This window comes from Bifidobacterium asteroides (genome assembly GCF_048001765.1).
GTDB lineage: Bacteria > Actinomycetota > Actinomycetes > Actinomycetales > Bifidobacteriaceae > Bombiscardovia > Bombiscardovia asteroides_K.
The window spans coordinates 242644-258426 of sequence record NZ_CP181447.1; the positions used below are offsets into that span (position 1 = coordinate 242644).

Below are 15783 nucleotides of genomic sequence, written 5' to 3' on the forward strand. Positions count from 1 at the left end.
ATGCGTGCTCGAACCTGCCAAGAAGCGGGTCAGCGGGTCAGGGCCCGCTTCAAAATCCGATACTCGCTCTCGGTGATGGGCATGATGGAGCCGTGGCGCTTGGTCAGCCGGCCGAAGTTCATGTCCGTGACCAGGGCCCAGTCCTTCTGCCGTCTGGATGACAAATCCGCCGAGCGGAAGGGCAGATAGCCCCGGCCCTCGGCGAACTGGTCGCAGATCAGGCCGAAGGGCATGGCTCTGCCGTCGGGTCCGGCGGCATCGGCATCGTTGTAGAGGAAGAGCTCAGGGCCCTCCAGATAGCGTGAGGAGTAGCGTCCCTGGCCGAAGATGTCGGTCAGGTTGGACAGGTAGGACCAGGCATGGTCGTCGTCCGTGCGCACCAGCTCATGGGTGACCGCATAGGGGTTGCGGGTGCGTTCCAGGGTGATCTGGTCATCCTTGGAGGCCCGGTACCACCAGCCGTCGGGTGCCTTGAGCATGGTCGTGTCGATGATCCCGTTGCTGCGGTCGATCCACTTGACCGGGCGGGAGAAGGTGATCAGGTCAGCGCTGGTGGCGTAGTACATGTTGATGCCGTCGCCCAGCTCATTGGCCAGGTCGGCTGCGGCCGGGTCCTCGGCGCTGTCGGCGGCGGCCGTGGCCCAGAAGATTATCCACTGCTTCCTGTCGGAATCCCAGCAGGCCTCCGGTGCCCAGGCCATGCCGGCCTTGGGAATGGACGAGGCCACATCAACCAGGCGGGGCCTGCCCCAGTGGGCCAGGTCAGGTGAATCCCAGATGACCAGACCAGTGGAACCGTTCACGGTGGCCCTACCCTCCTGCCAGCCGCCCCTGTGGTAGACGGACAGATCAGTGGCGATGATGTGGAAGAGGCCGTCTGGTCCTCGGACGACATAGGGGTCGCGCACGCCGCCCTCACCCTCGCCCCAGGTCAGCACTGGGTCACCTTGGGCGCGTAGGTCATGCCAGTGCAGGCCGTCCCGGCTGAGGGCGAAGTAGAGCTGTTCGTCCGTCTCAGCCTGTTCATGGCCGGTGAAGTGGACGAGGAGGTAGGCGCTGGTCGCTTCGAACGAGGGTTGCCAATCCGTAGACATGTTCCACCTTTCCTGCTGACGGCAACGGTACCGCGGCTGCGGGGGGCCGGCGGATGGGCGGCGGGTGCCCCTTCGCCCTTCCGTTTCGGCCGTTCCAGGACCGTCATGGGCGATTCTAGCTGCCAGCGTTCCCTTTGTCGGCGCCGCCCGTCCGAGCAGGTCGCGGTTTGGGTCGCACGGGACCCTAGACTGTGGACCATGAGCAAGCATCATCGCAACCGCAGCTGGGCACCAGACCCTGAGCCGCTGCCCGAAGGCATTGGGGTCATTGACGATCACACCCACATGGCCTCTGTGGTTCCTTTCGCCCAGGAGATGGACCGGCAGGCCAGGGAGCGTGGGCAGGATCCGGTCCCCGTCCGCACGGTCGACCAGCAGCTGGCAAGGGCCCGGGCCGTGGGCGTGGTTGGGGCCATCGACGTGGGCTGCGAGTTGCCCCATCTGCAGACGGCTGTGGATCTGGCCCTGGCCCATCCCGGGGTGGTTCACGCGGCCCTGGCCATCCATCCCAACGAGGCTGTTCTGCACGGCCATCGAGGGGTGCCGGGGCCGGACGGACTGCCACTGAAATATCAGCCCTGGCATGAAGTCTCTTTCGAACAGGCGCTTGAGGAGGTCGCCCGCTTGGCCCGCGCGTATCCCGACCAGGTGGTGGCCATCGGGGAGACGGGCATGGACCTCTTCCGAACCGGCCAGGGGGCCGAAGAGATCCAGCGACAGGCCTTCCGTGATCACATCGCCCTGGCCAAGGAGCTGGACCTGCCTATGCAGATCCATGACCGCGACGCCCACCGCCAGGTCATTGAGACCCTACTGGAAGACGGCGCTCCCGAACGTACGATCTTCCATTCCTATTCGGGTGATGCGCAAATGGCCCAGGTGGCTGCCGAGCACGGCTGGTATCTGAGTTTCTCGGGGACGGTCTCCTACAAGGGCAACGAGGGAATCCGCCAGGCCCTGCCTGTGGTCGGTATGGACCACATCATGGTGGAGACCGATGCGCCCTACCTGAGCCCCATGCCCTACCGGGGGCGCACCAACTCCCCCTACATGATTCCCTACACCCTGCGTGCCATGGCCGACGCTCTAGATTGCCCCCTGGCCCAGGTGGCCGAAGCGACGGCAGCCACCACGCGCCGGGTTTATGGCTTGTGAGGGATGTCCGACGGACGGTGCCAGGCCGGGATTAAACTAATGGTGTGTCGCGGTCTGAATCGCCCCTGCCGAGTGTGGGGGGAGAGTGCTACGGTTGTCGTCGCACGTGTGCGCGAACAGCAACATACGGCACCCGGAAGTAAATGAGTGAAGGCATTGGCCGATGGAGGGCTCTATGGCGGATGAGCGGCATGAATTGGCGGCTCAGGATGATGGCAGGGGCGCTGACGAACCACCCCGGTTATCTGGCGAAAAAGCGGCGAAACCGACGGCGGCTTCCCGTAAGGGTCGGTTGACGAAAGAATCGATACTTCCCCCGGAGAGCTTCACCAAGGCCCCAAAGATTTCGGCCAAATCCCGCACCCGGGAGGAAGAGAACGAGCTCAAGCGTGTCCGGCGCGAGGCCCAGCGGGCGGCCCAGCGTCGCCGCACCCCGCCAAAGGGTCCTCTGGGCCGCTGGTGGCGGCGGGTGCAGTCCTCACCAGACAGGATCAGTCTGGGCATGTGCATCGTGGCCCTGGGGGTGGTCTACGGCGACATCGGCACCTCGCCCCTGTACACCATGCAGGCCTTCGTGGCCGGGCAGGGCGGTATGGCCCGTGTGGACAGGGCGGCCGTGCTGGGCATGCTCTCCCTGGTCTTCTGGTCCATCACGCTAATCACCACGGTCAAATACGTCCTGGTGGCCATGCGCATCGACAACAAGGGTGAGGGCGGCATCTTCGCCCTGTACACCCTGGTCCGGCACTACGGCAAATGGCTGGCCATCCCTGCCATGGTCGGCGGCGCAGCCTTCCTGGCTGATTCGGTGTTGACCCCCGCAGTCTCCATATCCTCTGCAGTCGAAGGCCTCAAGACCATCCCCGTCCTGACTCCGATCTTCCGTGAAAACGGAAACCTGACCATGGTCATCACCTTCGTGATCATCCTGATCCTGTTTGCGGTCCAGTCGCGCGGAACCGAGCGGATCGGAAAGGTCTTCGGCAGTGTGGTTATGGTCTGGTTCGCCTTCCTGGCCCTGATCGGCATCTACTGCATAGGCAACGACTGGTCCATCTTCGAGGCCCTGAATCCGGTCTATGGCATCCGCTTCCTCTTCAGCCCGCAGAATCCGGTGGGCCTGACCATCATGGGCACGGTCTTCCTGTCGACCACGGGAGCCGAGGCTCTCTATTCCGACATGGGCCACGTGGGCCGTGGCAACATTTACGCCACCTGGCCCTTCATCAACGTCGCCCTGGTCTTCAATTACTTCGGCCAAGGGGCCTGGATCCTGCGCAACAGCGACAACAAGGCCCTGCAGGGTGTGGACGGGCTCAACCCCTTCTTCCAGATGATGCCCACCACCGTGCGTTACGTGGCGGTGCTTCTGTCGGTGACGGCCGGCGTCATCGCCTCGCAGGCCCTGATAACGGGCGCTTTCACCATGGTCTCGGAGGCCACCGGCCTCAACTGGATGCCCCACCTGCAGGTGCGCTACCCGGCGCGTACCCGCGGCCAGCTCTACATCCCCACCATCAACTGGGTCCTGTGCGCGGCTACGCTGACTGTGCTGGCTATCTTCAAGGATTCCGAACACATCTCGGCCGCCTACGGATTGGCCCTGACGGTGACTATGATTACCACAACCGTCCTGCTGGCCGACTACATCTGGCATGATGGCAAGCGGGTGCTCTCCCTGCTCTTCGCTGCGGTCTTCCTGGCCATCCAGATCCTCTTCTTCATGGCTTCCATGGCCAAGTTCATGCACGGCGGCTGGTTCACCATGCTGCTGACCGCGGCCATCCTCTACATTATGTACACCTGGGATGTGGGCACCAAGGTGGAGCGCTCGCAGCGTCGGCATATGACGGCCAAGGAGTGTCTGCCCGCCCTGGAGATGCTCCACAACGACTTCCGCGTCCCCTACTATGCGGACAACCTGGTCTATCTGACATCGGATGCAGAGATGCGGCGGCTGGACACCGACATCTTCTTCTCCATCTTCGCCAACCGACCCAAGCGGGCCCGGGCCTGGTGGGCCGTCTCGGTCCAGACCACGGACGCCCCCTACACCCGCAAGTACTCGGTGGAGAACTTCGGCACCAACTACCTCTTCCGTGTGCGCATGAGGCTGGGCTTCAAGGTGGACCAGAATGTGGCCACCTACCTGCACCAGATCATGCACGAGCTGATCGACAGCGGCGAACTGCCCAAGCAGCCCTCCATCTACCCCAAGGTGGACGAGGATCCGCAGATCGGCACAGTCACCTACGTGCTGGTCCACAAGGCCCTGATGCCCGAGTCCAAGATCGACTCCCGCGGTGCCTTCTCGCTGAAGGTCAAGTATGCCATTCGCAAGGTGGCGGGCTCGCCGATCAAGTGGTTCGGCCTGGCTCCCTACAACCCCATCGTGGAAGTGCAGCCCCTGTTCGTCTCCACCCGGGCGGTTCCCAAGCTGACGCGAGTGGTCCTGCCATCCCGCAAGATCAAGGGCGGCAAGCATCACAGGGACTGAGTGAGTGGAATCTCACCCTATGGGTCCTGGCCCAAATCGGGTCCGGGCCATAGAATTGACGGCATGGAACCTGGTGCCCGGCCTTTCCGGGCTACCGTCGAAAGGTGATGTGATGACACAAGCTCAAGCCAATATCGGAGTCGTGGGTCTGGCCGCCATGGGTGCCAGCCTGTCCAGGAACCTGGCACGGCACGGCAATACCGTAGCGGTCTACAACCGTCACTATTCGCGCACCGAGACCCTGATCAATGATCATGGCCAGGAGGGCCGGTTTGTCCCGGCCAAGACGCTGCAGGAGTTCGTGGCCTCGCTGACCAAACCACGTACCGCCATCATCATGGTCAAGGCCGGGGATCCCACCGACCAGATGATCAACGACCTGGCTGACCTGATGGAGCCGGGGGATATCATCGTCGATGCCGGCAACGCCTACTTCAAGGACACCATCCGCCGGGAGAAGGCCATTCGGGCCCGTGGGCTGCACTTCGTGGGCTGCGGTGTCTCAGGTGGCGAGCAGGGTGCCCTCTTGGGGCCCTCCATGATGCCCGGCGGGACCGATGAGTCCTGGAAGACCCTGGGACCCATCCTGGAGTCCATCGCAGCCAAGGTCGATGGTGAACCCTGCGTCACCCACATCGGAACCGACGGTGCGGGCCACTTCGTCAAGATGGTCCACAACGGCATCGAGTACTCAGACATGCAGGTGATTGCCGAGTCCTATGACCTGATGCGCCGGGGCCTGGGCATGGAGCCTGAGGCCATAGCCCAGGTCTTCGAGGAGTGGAACCAGGGGGATTTGAACTCCTACCTGGTGCAGATCACCGCCGAGGTGCTCCATCACACCGATGCCGCCACCGGCAAGCCATTCATCGACATCGTCACCGACCAGGCCGGCATGAAGGGCACCGGCACCTGGACCGTCCAGACCGCACTGGACCTTGCCGTGCCTGTGACCGGCATCGGCGAGGCCGTCTTCGCCCGGGGGCTGTCCTCTTCGCCTGAGCTGCGCAGCCAGGCTGCCCAGGAGGGCCTGAAGGGTCCGCAGCCCAAGGCCGTCATGGCCGATTTGGCCGCCGACCCCGAGGCCCGCAAGTCCTTCATCGAGGACATCCGCCAGGCTCTCTACGCCTCCAAGATCGTGGCCTACGCCCAGGGATTCAACGAGATGCAGGAGGGCGCCCGGGTCTATGGCTGGAAGCTGGACATGGGTGCCATCGCCCGCATCTGGCGCGGCGGCTGCATCATCCGGGCCAAGTTCCTGAACCGAATCTCCGATGCTTACGCCTCTGGCCGTGAGCCGGGCTCCCTGCTCTTCGACCCCTTCTTCAAGCAGGCTGTCGAGCAGGCCCAGGATTCCTGGCGGCGTGTCGTGGCCCGTGCCACCCAGGCCGGCATCCCCATCCCCGTCTTCGCCAGCTCGCTGTCCTACTACGACGGACTGCGTTCCGACCGGCTCCCCGCCGCCCTGATCCAGGGGCAGCGCGACCTCTTCGGCGCCCACACCTATGGGCGCGTGGATCAGCCAGGTGTCTTCCACACCCTCTGGGCCGAGGACAAGTCCGAAATCAAGCAGGACTGAGCCTGTCGCCAAAACCACAAGGGCCCACCCAACCATCAAGCCGGTTGAGCGGGCCCTTTGTCATCCTGTCAGTGGATCTTGGCTGTGGATTCTCGGACCACCAGCCTGCAGTCGGCAATCGTCCGAGTGGGAGGGCGATTATCGTCGTCGCCTTGCAGGCGGGCCAGGAGGGCATCCACCGCCTTGCGGGCCAGGTCCTCCTTGTCGGTGCTGATGGTGGTCAGCGAGGGTATATAGGACTCTCCCTCCTGGATGCCGTCGAATCCCATGACGGCCAGGTCCCGGGGAACCTCCACGCCGCATTCGTGCAGTCCTCGGATCAGGCCCAGGGCCAGGGAGTCGGTCATGCAGAAGATGCCGTCAAAGGGCAGGTCGGACGTCTCTGCCAGATGATGGCCCAGGTCATGGGCCAATTCCCCGTCCCAGCGGTCCAGGGGCAGGAAGTCTTTGGGGCTGGCCTTGATTCCGGCGTCTTTCAGAGCCTTCAAGCAGCCGGCCACCCTGCGGCCGCGGACCGAGTACCGTTGGACCGGATCGGTGCTGGCCGTCATGTCGGCGCCCACCACACCTATTCGTCGGCATCCGCAGTCCAGCAGATGCTGCACGGCCATGGCGGCTCCCTCGAATCCGGCCGTCATGACTGAATCAAAGACCGGCTGGGCTGAGGGGTCGTCCAGCAGGACCAGAGGCTTGCCATCGGCCAGCTCCTGCATCTCCTCATTGGTGATGCTGCCTGGACTGAAGATGGTGCCGTCGCAGAGTTGGCTGGTCACATGCCGCAGGATGGAGACCTCGTCCTGTTTGGAGTTGGAGGTCTGCTGGATGATGGCCTGCATGCCGTGGGCGTTGATCTGCCGGGAGATGGCCGCACTCATCTGTGCAGGGTAGGGCTTGTCAAGCTCGAAGATGGCCACGCCGATGATGCCGCTCTTGCCTGAGCGCAGGCTTCTGGCCGACAGATTGGCCGAGTAGCGGAGCTTGTGGGCGGCAAGCAGGACCCTGCGCCTGGTGTCGTCCGCTATGCGTGTATCGCCTCGAAGGGCATAGGAGGCAGTGGCCCGAGAGACCTGCGCCTCCTTGGCCACATCGCTCATCGTCACCATCTCGCACCTTTCCCGGGGTTCAGCCATTATCTTAGGCACGCATGGACCCTGGCAGAATGTAATTGACACGATTCAAACAACGTGCTATACCATATTGTGACAGCAGTTGAATCGTGTCAATTCCCGGGTCTCGACGTTGAACAGCCCGGACGGATGTTCAGAGGATTGATTGCAAGGAGGAGTCATGAAGCTGAAGCGAGCATGGAAGGGCATAGCCGCTGCGCTGGGGGTCGGCATGTTGGTGTCGGCCATGGGTGCCTGCGGAGCTGGCGGCGCTGACGGGTCCAAGACAACGTTGACCTTCCTGTCATGGAACAACGAACAGGTGATGAGGCCATACATCGACCAATTCGAGCAACAGAACCCAGGGATCAAGGTGGACTTCAGCTACTCGCCGCCGACCCCTGAGTACATCCAGACCCTACAGACCCGACTGGTCGGCAACCAGGCCCCGGATGTGTTCATCATCACCTCCGAGAACAAGGCTGACCTGATCAAGAACGGCTACGTGCGGGACCTGACCAACGAGCCCTTCATGCGCAACATCTCCCAGGCCAACAAGGACTTCGTCAGCCACGAGGGCAAGGTCTACGGAATGTCCGTGTCCTCCTGGGCCTCCGGCATCGTCTACAACAAGGACCTGCTGGCCAAGGTGGGTGCCAAGGAGGTACCGGAGACCTGGGACGGGTTCCTGCAGCTGTGCAAGAAGCTCAAGACCGCCGGGGTCACGCCTTTCCTGGAGACCATCGCCGATGGTCCCAGCAGGATCCCCGACGCCTTCATGGGCTCGCAGTTCGACAGGGACAAGGTCGACGTGACCAGTCTGATCGACCGCCGCCCTCAAAAGCCCGGCAGCGACCAGCGCGAGGCGGCTGCGGCCTGGATGAAGCTCTACGACCAGGGCCTGGTCACCCGGGACACGGTCGGCATCAGCGGCGACGACATGAAGACCCAGTTCATCAACGGCCAGGTGGCCATGATCTGCACCGGCCCCTGGGATCTGCCATCCATCGGCCAGGCTGGGCTCAAGTATGGTATGGCCCCCATGCCTCTCTTTGAGAAGGGCATGGTCAACTACGCCCAGGGATCGCCATCGCCCGCCTACGCCATCTACTCCCACCTCAAGGGCGACAAGCTCAAGGCGGCCCGGAAGTTCCTGACCTTCATGGACAGCCACTGGGCCCTGCAGCGTTCGGCCGACAACGGGGATGCCATCACCGTCCAGGGGTTCAAGGCCAAGGTCAAGCCCGAGTACGAGCAGGTCTACCGGGCCAACGTGCAGCCAGGCCATTACTTCCTGCTCATGAACTTCTATGCCAAGCCGGATGTGCTGACGACCGTCCGCCAGTCCGAGACCCAGCAGCTGGTGCAGGGGTCCATCAATCTGGATCAGTGGGCCAAGGCCATCGACGACAAGATGGCCTCGGTCAAGTAGGAAGGGCTGGATCATGGCTTCCCAATCTGCGGCAGAGCGTGCCCACGCCCATCGGCGTCGCACGGTCGGCCTGCGGCAGGATCTGACCTCCTTCTGGTTCCTTCTGCCCATTCTGGCCGTCTTCGTCATCCTCTTTGCGGTGCCGCTGGTGCAGACCATCATCTACTCGGTGACCGACTTCAACGGCTACAGCCTGAACATGCACTATGTGGGTTGGGAGAACTACCATAGCGTGTTCACTGATTCCTCGACCATGCAGGGCCTGGTGTTCACCATCCTGTACGCCGTGGCCCAGACGGTCCTGGTGACCATCTTCGCCATCCCCCTGGCCGTCACCCTGAACAGGAAGTTCTGGGGCCGCAACTTCGCACGTTCCCTGTTCTTCTTCTTCAGCGTGCCATCGCTGGCCATCATGGGCATGGTCTGGAAGTACATCTTCTCGCCTATGAAGTCAGGTGTCTTCAACACCATCCTGGGCGTCTTCGGCCTGGGACCGGTACCCTGGCTGTCCAACTCGACCCTGGCCCGGTGCTGCGTCATCTTCATCGCGGTCTGGGCGCAGATCGGCTGGCACGCCACTCTCTACCTGGCCTTCCTGCAGTCCATTCCCGGAGACCTCTATGAGCAGGCCACGGTGGACGGTGCCACCAGCCGCCAGCAGTTCGTCCACATCACCCTGCCCCAGTTGATCCCAGGCATCGTCACCTCCAGCTTCCTGCTCATGTCAGGCGGCCTCAAGGTTTACGACCTGCCCTACACCATGACCAAGGGCGGCCCCGGATACTCCACCTATACGGTGACCCAGTCCATCATTCAGCAGGGCATCGGCCAGTCCCAGTATGGGCTGGGCTCGGCCCTGGCGGTCCTGTTCACCGTGGCCACGGCCCTGGTGGTCTTCGCTCAGATGGGCGCCGCCAGCCTGATTTCCAGGAGGTTCCAATGAGCAGCAGCAAGAACTCGACCCTGACACTGAGCCAGCGGGAACGGCGGCGTTCGGTGGTCAGGAGCGTGGTGGTGCTGATCATCGCCCTGATCTGCGCTGTGCCCCTCTGGTACATCCTGATCAACACCTTCAAGACCGTCCCCGACATGGCCACCAATCCGCTGGGTCTGCCCAAGCAGTGGACGCTGCGCAACTACACGCGGGCCTTCGCTACGGTGCCTATCGTCCGCAGCCTGGTCAACACCCTGATTGTCACCTTCTTCGGCGTCCTCTTCCAGGTGCTGATCGGAGCCCTGGCCGCCTATGGGATGATTTTGCGCAAGTCGATCTTCACCTCGGTCATAGGGGTGATTCTCATGATCGCCTTTGTCATTCCCACCCAGTCCACCCTGATTCCCCTCTACCGGATGGAGTCCAGCGTGGGGTTGGTCAACACGCTCCTGGGCCTGATCGTCATGTACCTGGGCGGGGCGGTCTTCTGCTACTTCCTGATTGTGGGCTACATGCAGTCCCTGCCCTTCGAGGTCATCGAGGCCGCCAGGATCGACGGGGCTGGTCCCCTAAGGATCTTCTGGAACATCGTGCTGCCGCTGATTAGGCCCATCCTGACCACGGTGGTGGTCTTCCAGACCATGTCGACCTGGAATGACTTCATGACGGCCAACGTCTTCATCAGCAGCTCCAACCTGCGCACCATCGTTCTGCAGGTCTACAACGCAGTCGGCCAGTTCACCACTGATTGGCCCAGCTTCATGACCATCACGGTCCTGGCCCTGATCCCGGTCTTCATCTTCTTCATCTTCTGTCAGAAGTGGATCGTCTCCGGGCTGGTTGCCGGCGCGGTCAAGGGTTAAGGCGGCCAGTCGAAGGGTCGTAGTCAATGGCGGCGGTCGGAGGTTCCGGCCGCCGCACTCATGAAGGATCGGAGTCATAGTCCATGGAGGAATTCGCAAGCGTACATCAAGGGTCGGAGGGGACGGGATTGGCGAGCAACCCCTTGCATCGCTACTGCGCCGACCCGGATCTGGTCATGATCGGGGACCGCTGGTACCTCTACTGCACCGAGGACGGTCTGCCTGAATGGTCCTCGCATGCCTTCTACGTTTATGAATCCGGGGACCTGTGCCACTGGACCCGCAAAAAAATCCTGGACCTGGACCAGGTTCCCTGGTGGCATGGGGGACAGGGTGCCTGGGCTCCCTGCCTGTTGGTGCGCCAGGGACGCTGCATCCTGTATTTTGTGGCCGACGGGCAGATCGGCCAGGCCGTCGCTCCCGGTCCAACCGGCCCCTTCCGGGCGGCCCAGGAGCCTTTCATCGCCCGGGGGGACGACGACTGCCTGCCCATCGATCCCTCGGTCTTTGTGGATGACGACGATGCGCCCTATCTGCTCTGGGGCAATGGCCGCGCCTACATGGGGCGGTTGAGTCCGGACGGACTGCGTCTGGAAGAAGGCTCAGTGCGCTCCGCCGTGCCCGACAATTTCCGCGAAGCCATCACTGTCTGTCGACGCGGGGAAACCTACTATGCCTCCTGGTCGGAGAACGACACCAGGGACCCGAGCTACCGGATCCGCTGGTCCAGCGCACCATCGCTGGACGGGCCCTGGGCCGCACCCGAGGTCCTGATCCAGGCCGATCGTGCCAAGGGGATCCTGGCCACGGGGCACCACTGCATCACCCGTGTGCCGGGCCGGGGCGACTGGATTGTGGCTTACCACAGGTTCGCCAGGGACGGCCAGGGCGACGGCTGTCATCGCGAAATCGTCTTTGCCCCCTTGGATTTCGCTGATGACGGTGCCATGGTCCAGGTCCGTCCGCAGGTGGGATCCTACTGGTACCCGGCCCGGGACCGGGTCACTCCCTGACGATGGGGTGGCCGCCGAAGGCGCTGCGCAGGGCGGAGACCACCTTCATGGTCATAGGGTCCTCGATCTTGGAGGACTGACGGGCGTAGAGGGCCGAGGTGATGGCGGGTGTGGGCACCCCCAGCTCCAGGGCGTCTGCAATCATCCACTTGGTCTCGCCGGTCTCATCGGCCTCCCCGGCGATCCCGCTCAGGTGCGGGTCCTCCTTCAGGGCCTGGGCCAGCAGGTCCAGTAGCCAGGACTGGATGACCGAGCCCTTACGCCAGGACTCCACCACTTCGCCAGGCTCCTCGATCAGGTCGGAGGCCTCCAGAACCGCGTATCCTTCGGCCAGGGCCTGCATCATCCCGTACTCGATGCCGTTGTGGACCATCTTGGCGTAGTGGCCCGCACCGGTTCCTCCCGCGTGGACCAGACCGTAGTCACCCTCGGGCTTCAGGGTGTCCAGGATGGGCTGGATCCGGGCCACGTCCTGGTCCGATCCGCCGACCATAAGAGCGTAGCCCTTCTCTTTGCCCCAGATGCCGTTGGAGGTGCCCACGTCCACCAGGCCTATGCCCTTGGCGGCCAGGGCTTGGGCGTGCTCCTGGTCCTGGGTGAAGCGGGTGTTGCCCCCATCCACGACCAGGTCGCCACGTTCCATCAGCTCGCCCAGCTGATTGAGTGTGGACTCGATGGGCTTGCCGGCCGGAACCATGACCCAGATCACCCGGGGGGCCTCAAGGGCCTGGACCAGGGCCCCAAGACTGTCAACATCCCTGCCCGAGTCCGGAGCGATGTCGTAGCCGACCACCTGGTGGCCACCGGTACGCAGACGGTCCGCCATATTCTTGCCCATGCGTCCCAGGCCAATCATGCCGATCTTCATAATGTCAGTTCCTCTCCCTTGACTGCAACAGTGTGAAGTTGACCGCGATAGTTGGTGGTCGGCCGCGGTCGGGCCGAATTGTCGGTACTACCGGCGAGCTGCCTGTCGGGCTCGCTCAGCCTGAACCTGGGCGGTGTGTGCCTTGACATCGCACTGCAGGCCCAGGGTGTCGATGACCTCTTCGGCCTCGATTTCAGGAGACATGCGCAGACCCACGTCGATGGTCAGGTGGACCTCGTCCGGTCCCAGAGGTTCCAGGTCATCGAACTGGGAGCGCAGCATCTGCGGCTTCATGAAATGGCCCTTCCGCTTGGAGAGCCGTTCCATGATGGAGTCGTAGTCCCCGCTCAGGTGGATGAAGACCACCCCAGGCATCCGCAGCCGGTCACGATAGATCCGCTTCAGGGCCGAGCAGGTGACGGTTCCGGGCACTCCACGGCGTATGTGGTCCTCGATCCAATCATGGATGCTGTCCAGCCAGGGCCATCGGTCCTCGTCGTTCAGGGGGATGCCTCGGGCCATCTTGTCGATGTTGGCCTGGGGATGGAAGTCGTCGGCCTCGGCCATGTCCCAGCCCAGCTTGTTGCCCAGGTGCTCGTTCATGGTGGTCTTGCCGCAGCCGGAGACCCCCATGATGACCAGGATGGGTGTGCGGTCGTGGAAGTAGTCCGGGGGAACCGTGTTGTCCACTGCCGAAGGGACCTGGGGCTCCGGGTGGTCTTCTGCGCTCAGCGCGTCGGGATTCTTCAACGTTGTGTCGACCATGTGCAACCTTTCTGAAAAGTGATCTGACAATGACGCTCAGGCGGTGATGGGCACAAAGATGCTGGCGATCATGACCAGGACCAGGACCACTACCGACAGCAGGCATTCCAGAACCGACCAGGTCTTCAGGGTCTCGCCAACACTCAGGCCGAAGTACTCCTTGATCAGCCAGAAGCCAGCGTCGTTGAGGTGGGAGAGGAAGATGGAGCCGGCGCCGATGGCGATGACCAGGAGTGTGGTTGCCATGGAGCCCGCATGCATCATGGTCATGGCGTTGCTGAGGATGCCGGCCGTGGTCAGGATGGAGACGGTGGCCGATCCTGTGGCGATGCGCACAAAGACGGCGATGACCCAGCCCAACAGGAAGATGGAGATGTTGGAGTTCTCCACAAAGGTGCCGATGATCTTGCCGATGCCGGTGGAGACCAGTACGCCCTTGAAGCCGCCGCCTGCGCCCACGATCAGCAGGATGCCTGCCACGGCGGGCAGCGAGGCTCCCAGGGAGTCATTGACGGTCTTCCAGGAGATGCCCGAGGCTGCCTTGAGGACCAGCATGGAGACAATCAGCGCTATGGCCAGGGCCATGACCGGGTTGCCGATGAAGTTGATGGTCTGTGCCAGTCCGTCTGTGCGGTCCTTGAACCCGGGAATGGCGATTTCGAAGATGGAGGTCAGCAGCATGAGGACTGCCGGCAGCAGGATGCAGCAGACCGAGAGGGCGAAGGATGGCAGCCGGGTCTCTTCCTTGCCGGCCTGCTCGCTTTTGGCCGCGAAATCAGCCGGAGCCTGAATGGGTACCCAGCGGGAAGCCAGCCGGGAGAAGGCCGGGCCCACGACGACCAGGGTGATGAGGGCGAAGGGGATACCGAACATCATGGTCATGCCCACATTGCCGGTCTGCTTGAACTGGCTCAGGGCCGCCAGGGGACCAGGGTGGGGAGGCACACAGGCGTGCATGATGGACAGGCCTGCCAGGGTTGGGATGGCCACCCGCATCAAGGGGAGCTTGGTGCGGCGGGCCACCAGAATGATGACCGGGACCAGAATGACCAGGCCGACCTCGAAGAACATGGGCAGGCCGATCAGGGCGCCGATCAGAGCCATGATCCAGGGGATGGTGGCGGGCTTGGACTTGGCCACCAGGGTGTTGACCACCTGGTCAGTGGCTCCGGTGTCCATGAGGACCTTGCCGATCATGGCTCCCAAGCCGATCAGAATGCCCACGGAGCCCATGGTGTTGCCGAACTCGCCAGTGAAGCTGGTCAGGGTGGCTACGGGACCATAGCCGGAACCGATGCCGACCACCAGGGCGGCACCCAGCAGGGAGACAAAGGGATGAAGTTTGACGACAGTGACCAGGAAGATGAGCACCGCCAGGCTGAGCACCAGGCTGATGCCCAATCGGGTGGTGTTCAGGGATACGGCCTGACTCGCCGCAAGGGTCAGGAACCCTTCGGCTGTCGGTTGCGACGCTAAAAGCATTGCTGCCTCTTCTCTGAGGATGTGAACCGTTCGGCTTCGGCGGCTTCTCGGCTCTTATTTTTGCATTACGTAATATCGACAGTGTGATATTAAGTATGCCTTAACAGATAATATCTTACACGAAACTGGGATGGATTGGAAGATGGCATGCTGAGGGCAGTGTTAAGTCTCAAACTGTTTGCAGACCCCTCCGAGCCGGTTGGGAACGAGCCTGGTTGCTAGAGTGGAATTCGTGGAAAGCGCGAGCAAACCTGATGACGAAGCGGCTGCAGAAGGCACCCTGCATGATCGATTGCTGGACCAGTGGGGGGCGGCCATCGTCGATGGTGCAATCGCTCCGGGCGACCGGCTGCCCGCACCGGACCTGGACACCCAGAGGCCTTCGCGCACGGTCACCCGAGAGGTCACCAGGGTTCTTGAGGCCATGGGTCTGGTCACTGTCAAACGCAAGGTCGGAGCCACGGTCAACCCCCGTCAACTCTGGAATATCTATGATCCGCGGGTGATCGAATGGAGGCTGCGCGGACCTGACCGGGGGCGGACCCTGCACGAGCTGTCCGAACTCAGGGCATGCGTGGAGCCCATGGCTGCCCAGCTGGCGGCCAGCCACGCTGATCAGGATCAATGGGCGAAGCTGACGCGGGCCGCCATTGATATGGTGGCCAACGCTGACCGGGCCGACGGGCCGGACTATCTTCGGGCTGACGAAACCTTCCATCGAACCCTGCTCGAGGCATCGGGCAACGCTATGTTCGCGGCGCTAGGCGATGTGATTGCCTCAGTGCTGTCCGGGCGGACCCGGCATGAGCTCATGCCCAGGAAGGCCGATGAGAAGGCTCTGCGGCTGCACGGCGACATAGCTGCCCTGGTACGTCGGGGCGACGCAGAGGGGGCACGGCATGCCATGGAGTGGATCGTCGACGAATCCGATCGGGCTGTCGAGCAAATGACAAGAAAGGAATCTTCAGAGTCCCGAGATCTGTAAAGGCTCTTGC

Annotated in this window: 12 protein-coding genes and 1 pseudogene; 8 read left to right on the forward strand and 5 right to left on the reverse strand. The window is 62.8% G+C overall.

What is annotated here, in order from left to right:
• Positions 1 to 29 precede the first annotated feature (29 nt).
• Positions 30 to 1094 (reverse strand): glycoside hydrolase family 43 protein, encoded by a 1065-nt coding sequence (locus ACNAOV_RS00885; protein ID WP_416517570.1) that lies wholly within the window; start codon positions 1092 to 1094, stop codon positions 30 to 32.
• 198 nt (positions 1095 to 1292) lie between these two features.
• Between ACNAOV_RS00885 and ACNAOV_RS00890 the strand changes: the two genes are divergently transcribed.
• The 3 genes from ACNAOV_RS00890 to gndA all read left to right on the forward strand — a co-directional run bounded on the left by ACNAOV_RS00890 (position 1293) and on the right by gndA (position 6325).
• Positions 1293 to 2249 carry a TatD family hydrolase gene (locus ACNAOV_RS00890; RefSeq protein ID WP_416517571.1) on the forward strand — a complete coding sequence of 319 codons (957 nt, stop codon included), beginning with the start codon at positions 1293 to 1295 and terminating at the stop codon, positions 2247 to 2249.
• A 175-nt stretch (positions 2250 to 2424) separates the two neighbouring features.
• Positions 2425 to 4746, forward strand: a complete 2322-nt coding sequence (locus ACNAOV_RS00895) for a KUP/HAK/KT family potassium transporter (protein ID WP_416517572.1) — start codon at positions 2425 to 2427, stop codon at positions 4744 to 4746.
• Between the two features lie 112 nt (positions 4747 to 4858).
• The gene (gene gndA, locus ACNAOV_RS00900) at positions 4859 to 6325 is read left to right on the forward strand and encodes an NADP-dependent phosphogluconate dehydrogenase (protein WP_416517573.1); all 1467 of its coding nucleotides are present in this window, start codon (positions 4859 to 4861) and stop codon (positions 6323 to 6325) included.
• A gap of 68 nt (positions 6326 to 6393) precedes the next feature.
• Here gndA and ACNAOV_RS00905 read toward each other — a convergent pair whose 3' ends face one another.
• On the reverse strand, positions 6394 to 7428 hold the full coding sequence (locus ACNAOV_RS00905; protein ID WP_416517574.1) for a LacI family DNA-binding transcriptional regulator: 1035 nt from the start codon (positions 7426 to 7428) through the stop codon (positions 6394 to 6396).
• 184 nt (positions 7429 to 7612) lie between these two features.
• Here ACNAOV_RS00905 and ACNAOV_RS00910 point away from each other — a divergent pair, with 184 nt between their 5' ends.
• The 4 genes from ACNAOV_RS00910 to ACNAOV_RS00925 all read left to right on the forward strand — a co-directional run bounded on the left by ACNAOV_RS00910 (position 7613) and on the right by ACNAOV_RS00925 (position 11673).
• The gene (locus ACNAOV_RS00910) at positions 7613 to 8863 is read left to right on the forward strand and encodes an ABC transporter substrate-binding protein (RefSeq protein WP_416517575.1); all 1251 of its coding nucleotides are present in this window, start codon (positions 7613 to 7615) and stop codon (positions 8861 to 8863) included.
• Positions 8864 to 8876: 13 nt separating this feature from the next.
• On the forward strand, positions 8877 to 9806 hold the full coding sequence (locus ACNAOV_RS00915; RefSeq protein ID WP_416517576.1) for a carbohydrate ABC transporter permease: 930 nt from the start codon (positions 8877 to 8879) through the stop codon (positions 9804 to 9806).
• Positions 9803 to 10660, forward strand: a complete 858-nt coding sequence (locus ACNAOV_RS00920; RefSeq protein WP_416517577.1) for a carbohydrate ABC transporter permease — start codon at positions 9803 to 9805, stop codon at positions 10658 to 10660. The genes ACNAOV_RS00915 and ACNAOV_RS00920 overlap by 4 nt, the downstream gene beginning before the upstream one ends.
• Positions 10661 to 10743: 83 nt before the next feature.
• A complete protein-coding gene (locus tag ACNAOV_RS00925; RefSeq protein ID WP_416517578.1) occupies positions 10744 to 11673 on the forward strand; it encodes a family 43 glycosylhydrolase in 930 nt (309 codons plus the stop codon).
• Here ACNAOV_RS00925 and gnd read toward each other — a convergent pair.
• The 3 genes and pseudogenes from gnd to ACNAOV_RS00940 all read right to left on the reverse strand — a co-directional run.
• Positions 11663 to 12574: pseudogene (gene gnd, locus ACNAOV_RS00930) on the reverse strand (phosphogluconate dehydrogenase (NAD(+)-dependent, decarboxylating)); the annotation flags it as partial. The gene ACNAOV_RS00925 and the pseudogene gnd sit on opposite strands and share 11 nt — an antisense overlap.
• A gap of 54 nt (positions 12575 to 12628) precedes the next feature.
• Positions 12629 to 13306, reverse strand: coding sequence for a gluconokinase (locus ACNAOV_RS00935; RefSeq protein WP_416517579.1), 678 nt, complete (start codon positions 13304 to 13306; stop codon positions 12629 to 12631).
• 36 nt (positions 13307 to 13342) lie between these two features.
• Complete coding sequence (locus ACNAOV_RS00940; RefSeq protein WP_416517580.1) at positions 13343 to 14788, reverse strand: GntP family permease; 1446 nt, start codon at positions 14786 to 14788, stop codon at positions 13343 to 13345.
• Between the two features lie 232 nt (positions 14789 to 15020).
• Here ACNAOV_RS00940 and ACNAOV_RS00945 point away from each other — a divergent pair, with 232 nt between their 5' ends.
• Positions 15021 to 15773 (forward strand): FadR/GntR family transcriptional regulator, encoded by a 753-nt coding sequence (locus ACNAOV_RS00945; protein WP_416517581.1) that lies wholly within the window; start codon positions 15021 to 15023, stop codon positions 15771 to 15773.
• The last annotated feature ends 10 nt before the right edge of the window (positions 15774 to 15783 follow it).

What these genes read in the sequence shown, in the direction of transcription:
- ACNAOV_RS00885 (WP_416517570.1), bottom strand. Translation starts at nt 1,094, where the DNA reads ATGTCTACGGATTGGCAACCCTCGTTCGAAGCGACCAGCGCCTACCTC.
- ACNAOV_RS00890 (WP_416517571.1), top strand. Translation starts at nt 1,293, where the DNA reads ATGAGCAAGCATCATCGCAACCGCAGCTGGGCACCAGACCCTGAGCCG.
- ACNAOV_RS00905 (WP_416517574.1), bottom strand. Translation starts at nt 7,428, where the DNA reads ATGGTGACGATGAGCGATGTGGCCAAGGAGGCGCAGGTCTCTCGGGCC.
- ACNAOV_RS00935 (WP_416517579.1), bottom strand. Translation starts at nt 13,306, where the DNA reads ATGGTCGACACAACGTTGAAGAATCCCGACGCGCTGAGCGCAGAAGAC.
- ACNAOV_RS00910 (WP_416517575.1), top strand. Translation starts at nt 7,613, where the DNA reads ATGAAGCTGAAGCGAGCATGGAAGGGCATAGCCGCTGCGCTGGGGGTC.
- ACNAOV_RS00915 (WP_416517576.1), top strand. Translation starts at nt 8,877, where the DNA reads ATGGCTTCCCAATCTGCGGCAGAGCGTGCCCACGCCCATCGGCGTCGC.
- ACNAOV_RS00920 (WP_416517577.1), top strand. Translation starts at nt 9,803, where the DNA reads ATGAGCAGCAGCAAGAACTCGACCCTGACACTGAGCCAGCGGGAACGG.
- gndA (WP_416517573.1), top strand. Translation starts at nt 4,859, where the DNA reads ATGACACAAGCTCAAGCCAATATCGGAGTCGTGGGTCTGGCCGCCATG.
- ACNAOV_RS00940 (WP_416517580.1), bottom strand. Translation starts at nt 14,788, where the DNA reads ATGCTTTTAGCGTCGCAACCGACAGCCGAAGGGTTCCTGACCCTTGCG.
- ACNAOV_RS00925 (WP_416517578.1), top strand. Translation starts at nt 10,744, where the DNA reads ATGGAGGAATTCGCAAGCGTACATCAAGGGTCGGAGGGGACGGGATTG.
- ACNAOV_RS00895 (WP_416517572.1), top strand. Translation starts at nt 2,425, where the DNA reads ATGGCGGATGAGCGGCATGAATTGGCGGCTCAGGATGATGGCAGGGGC.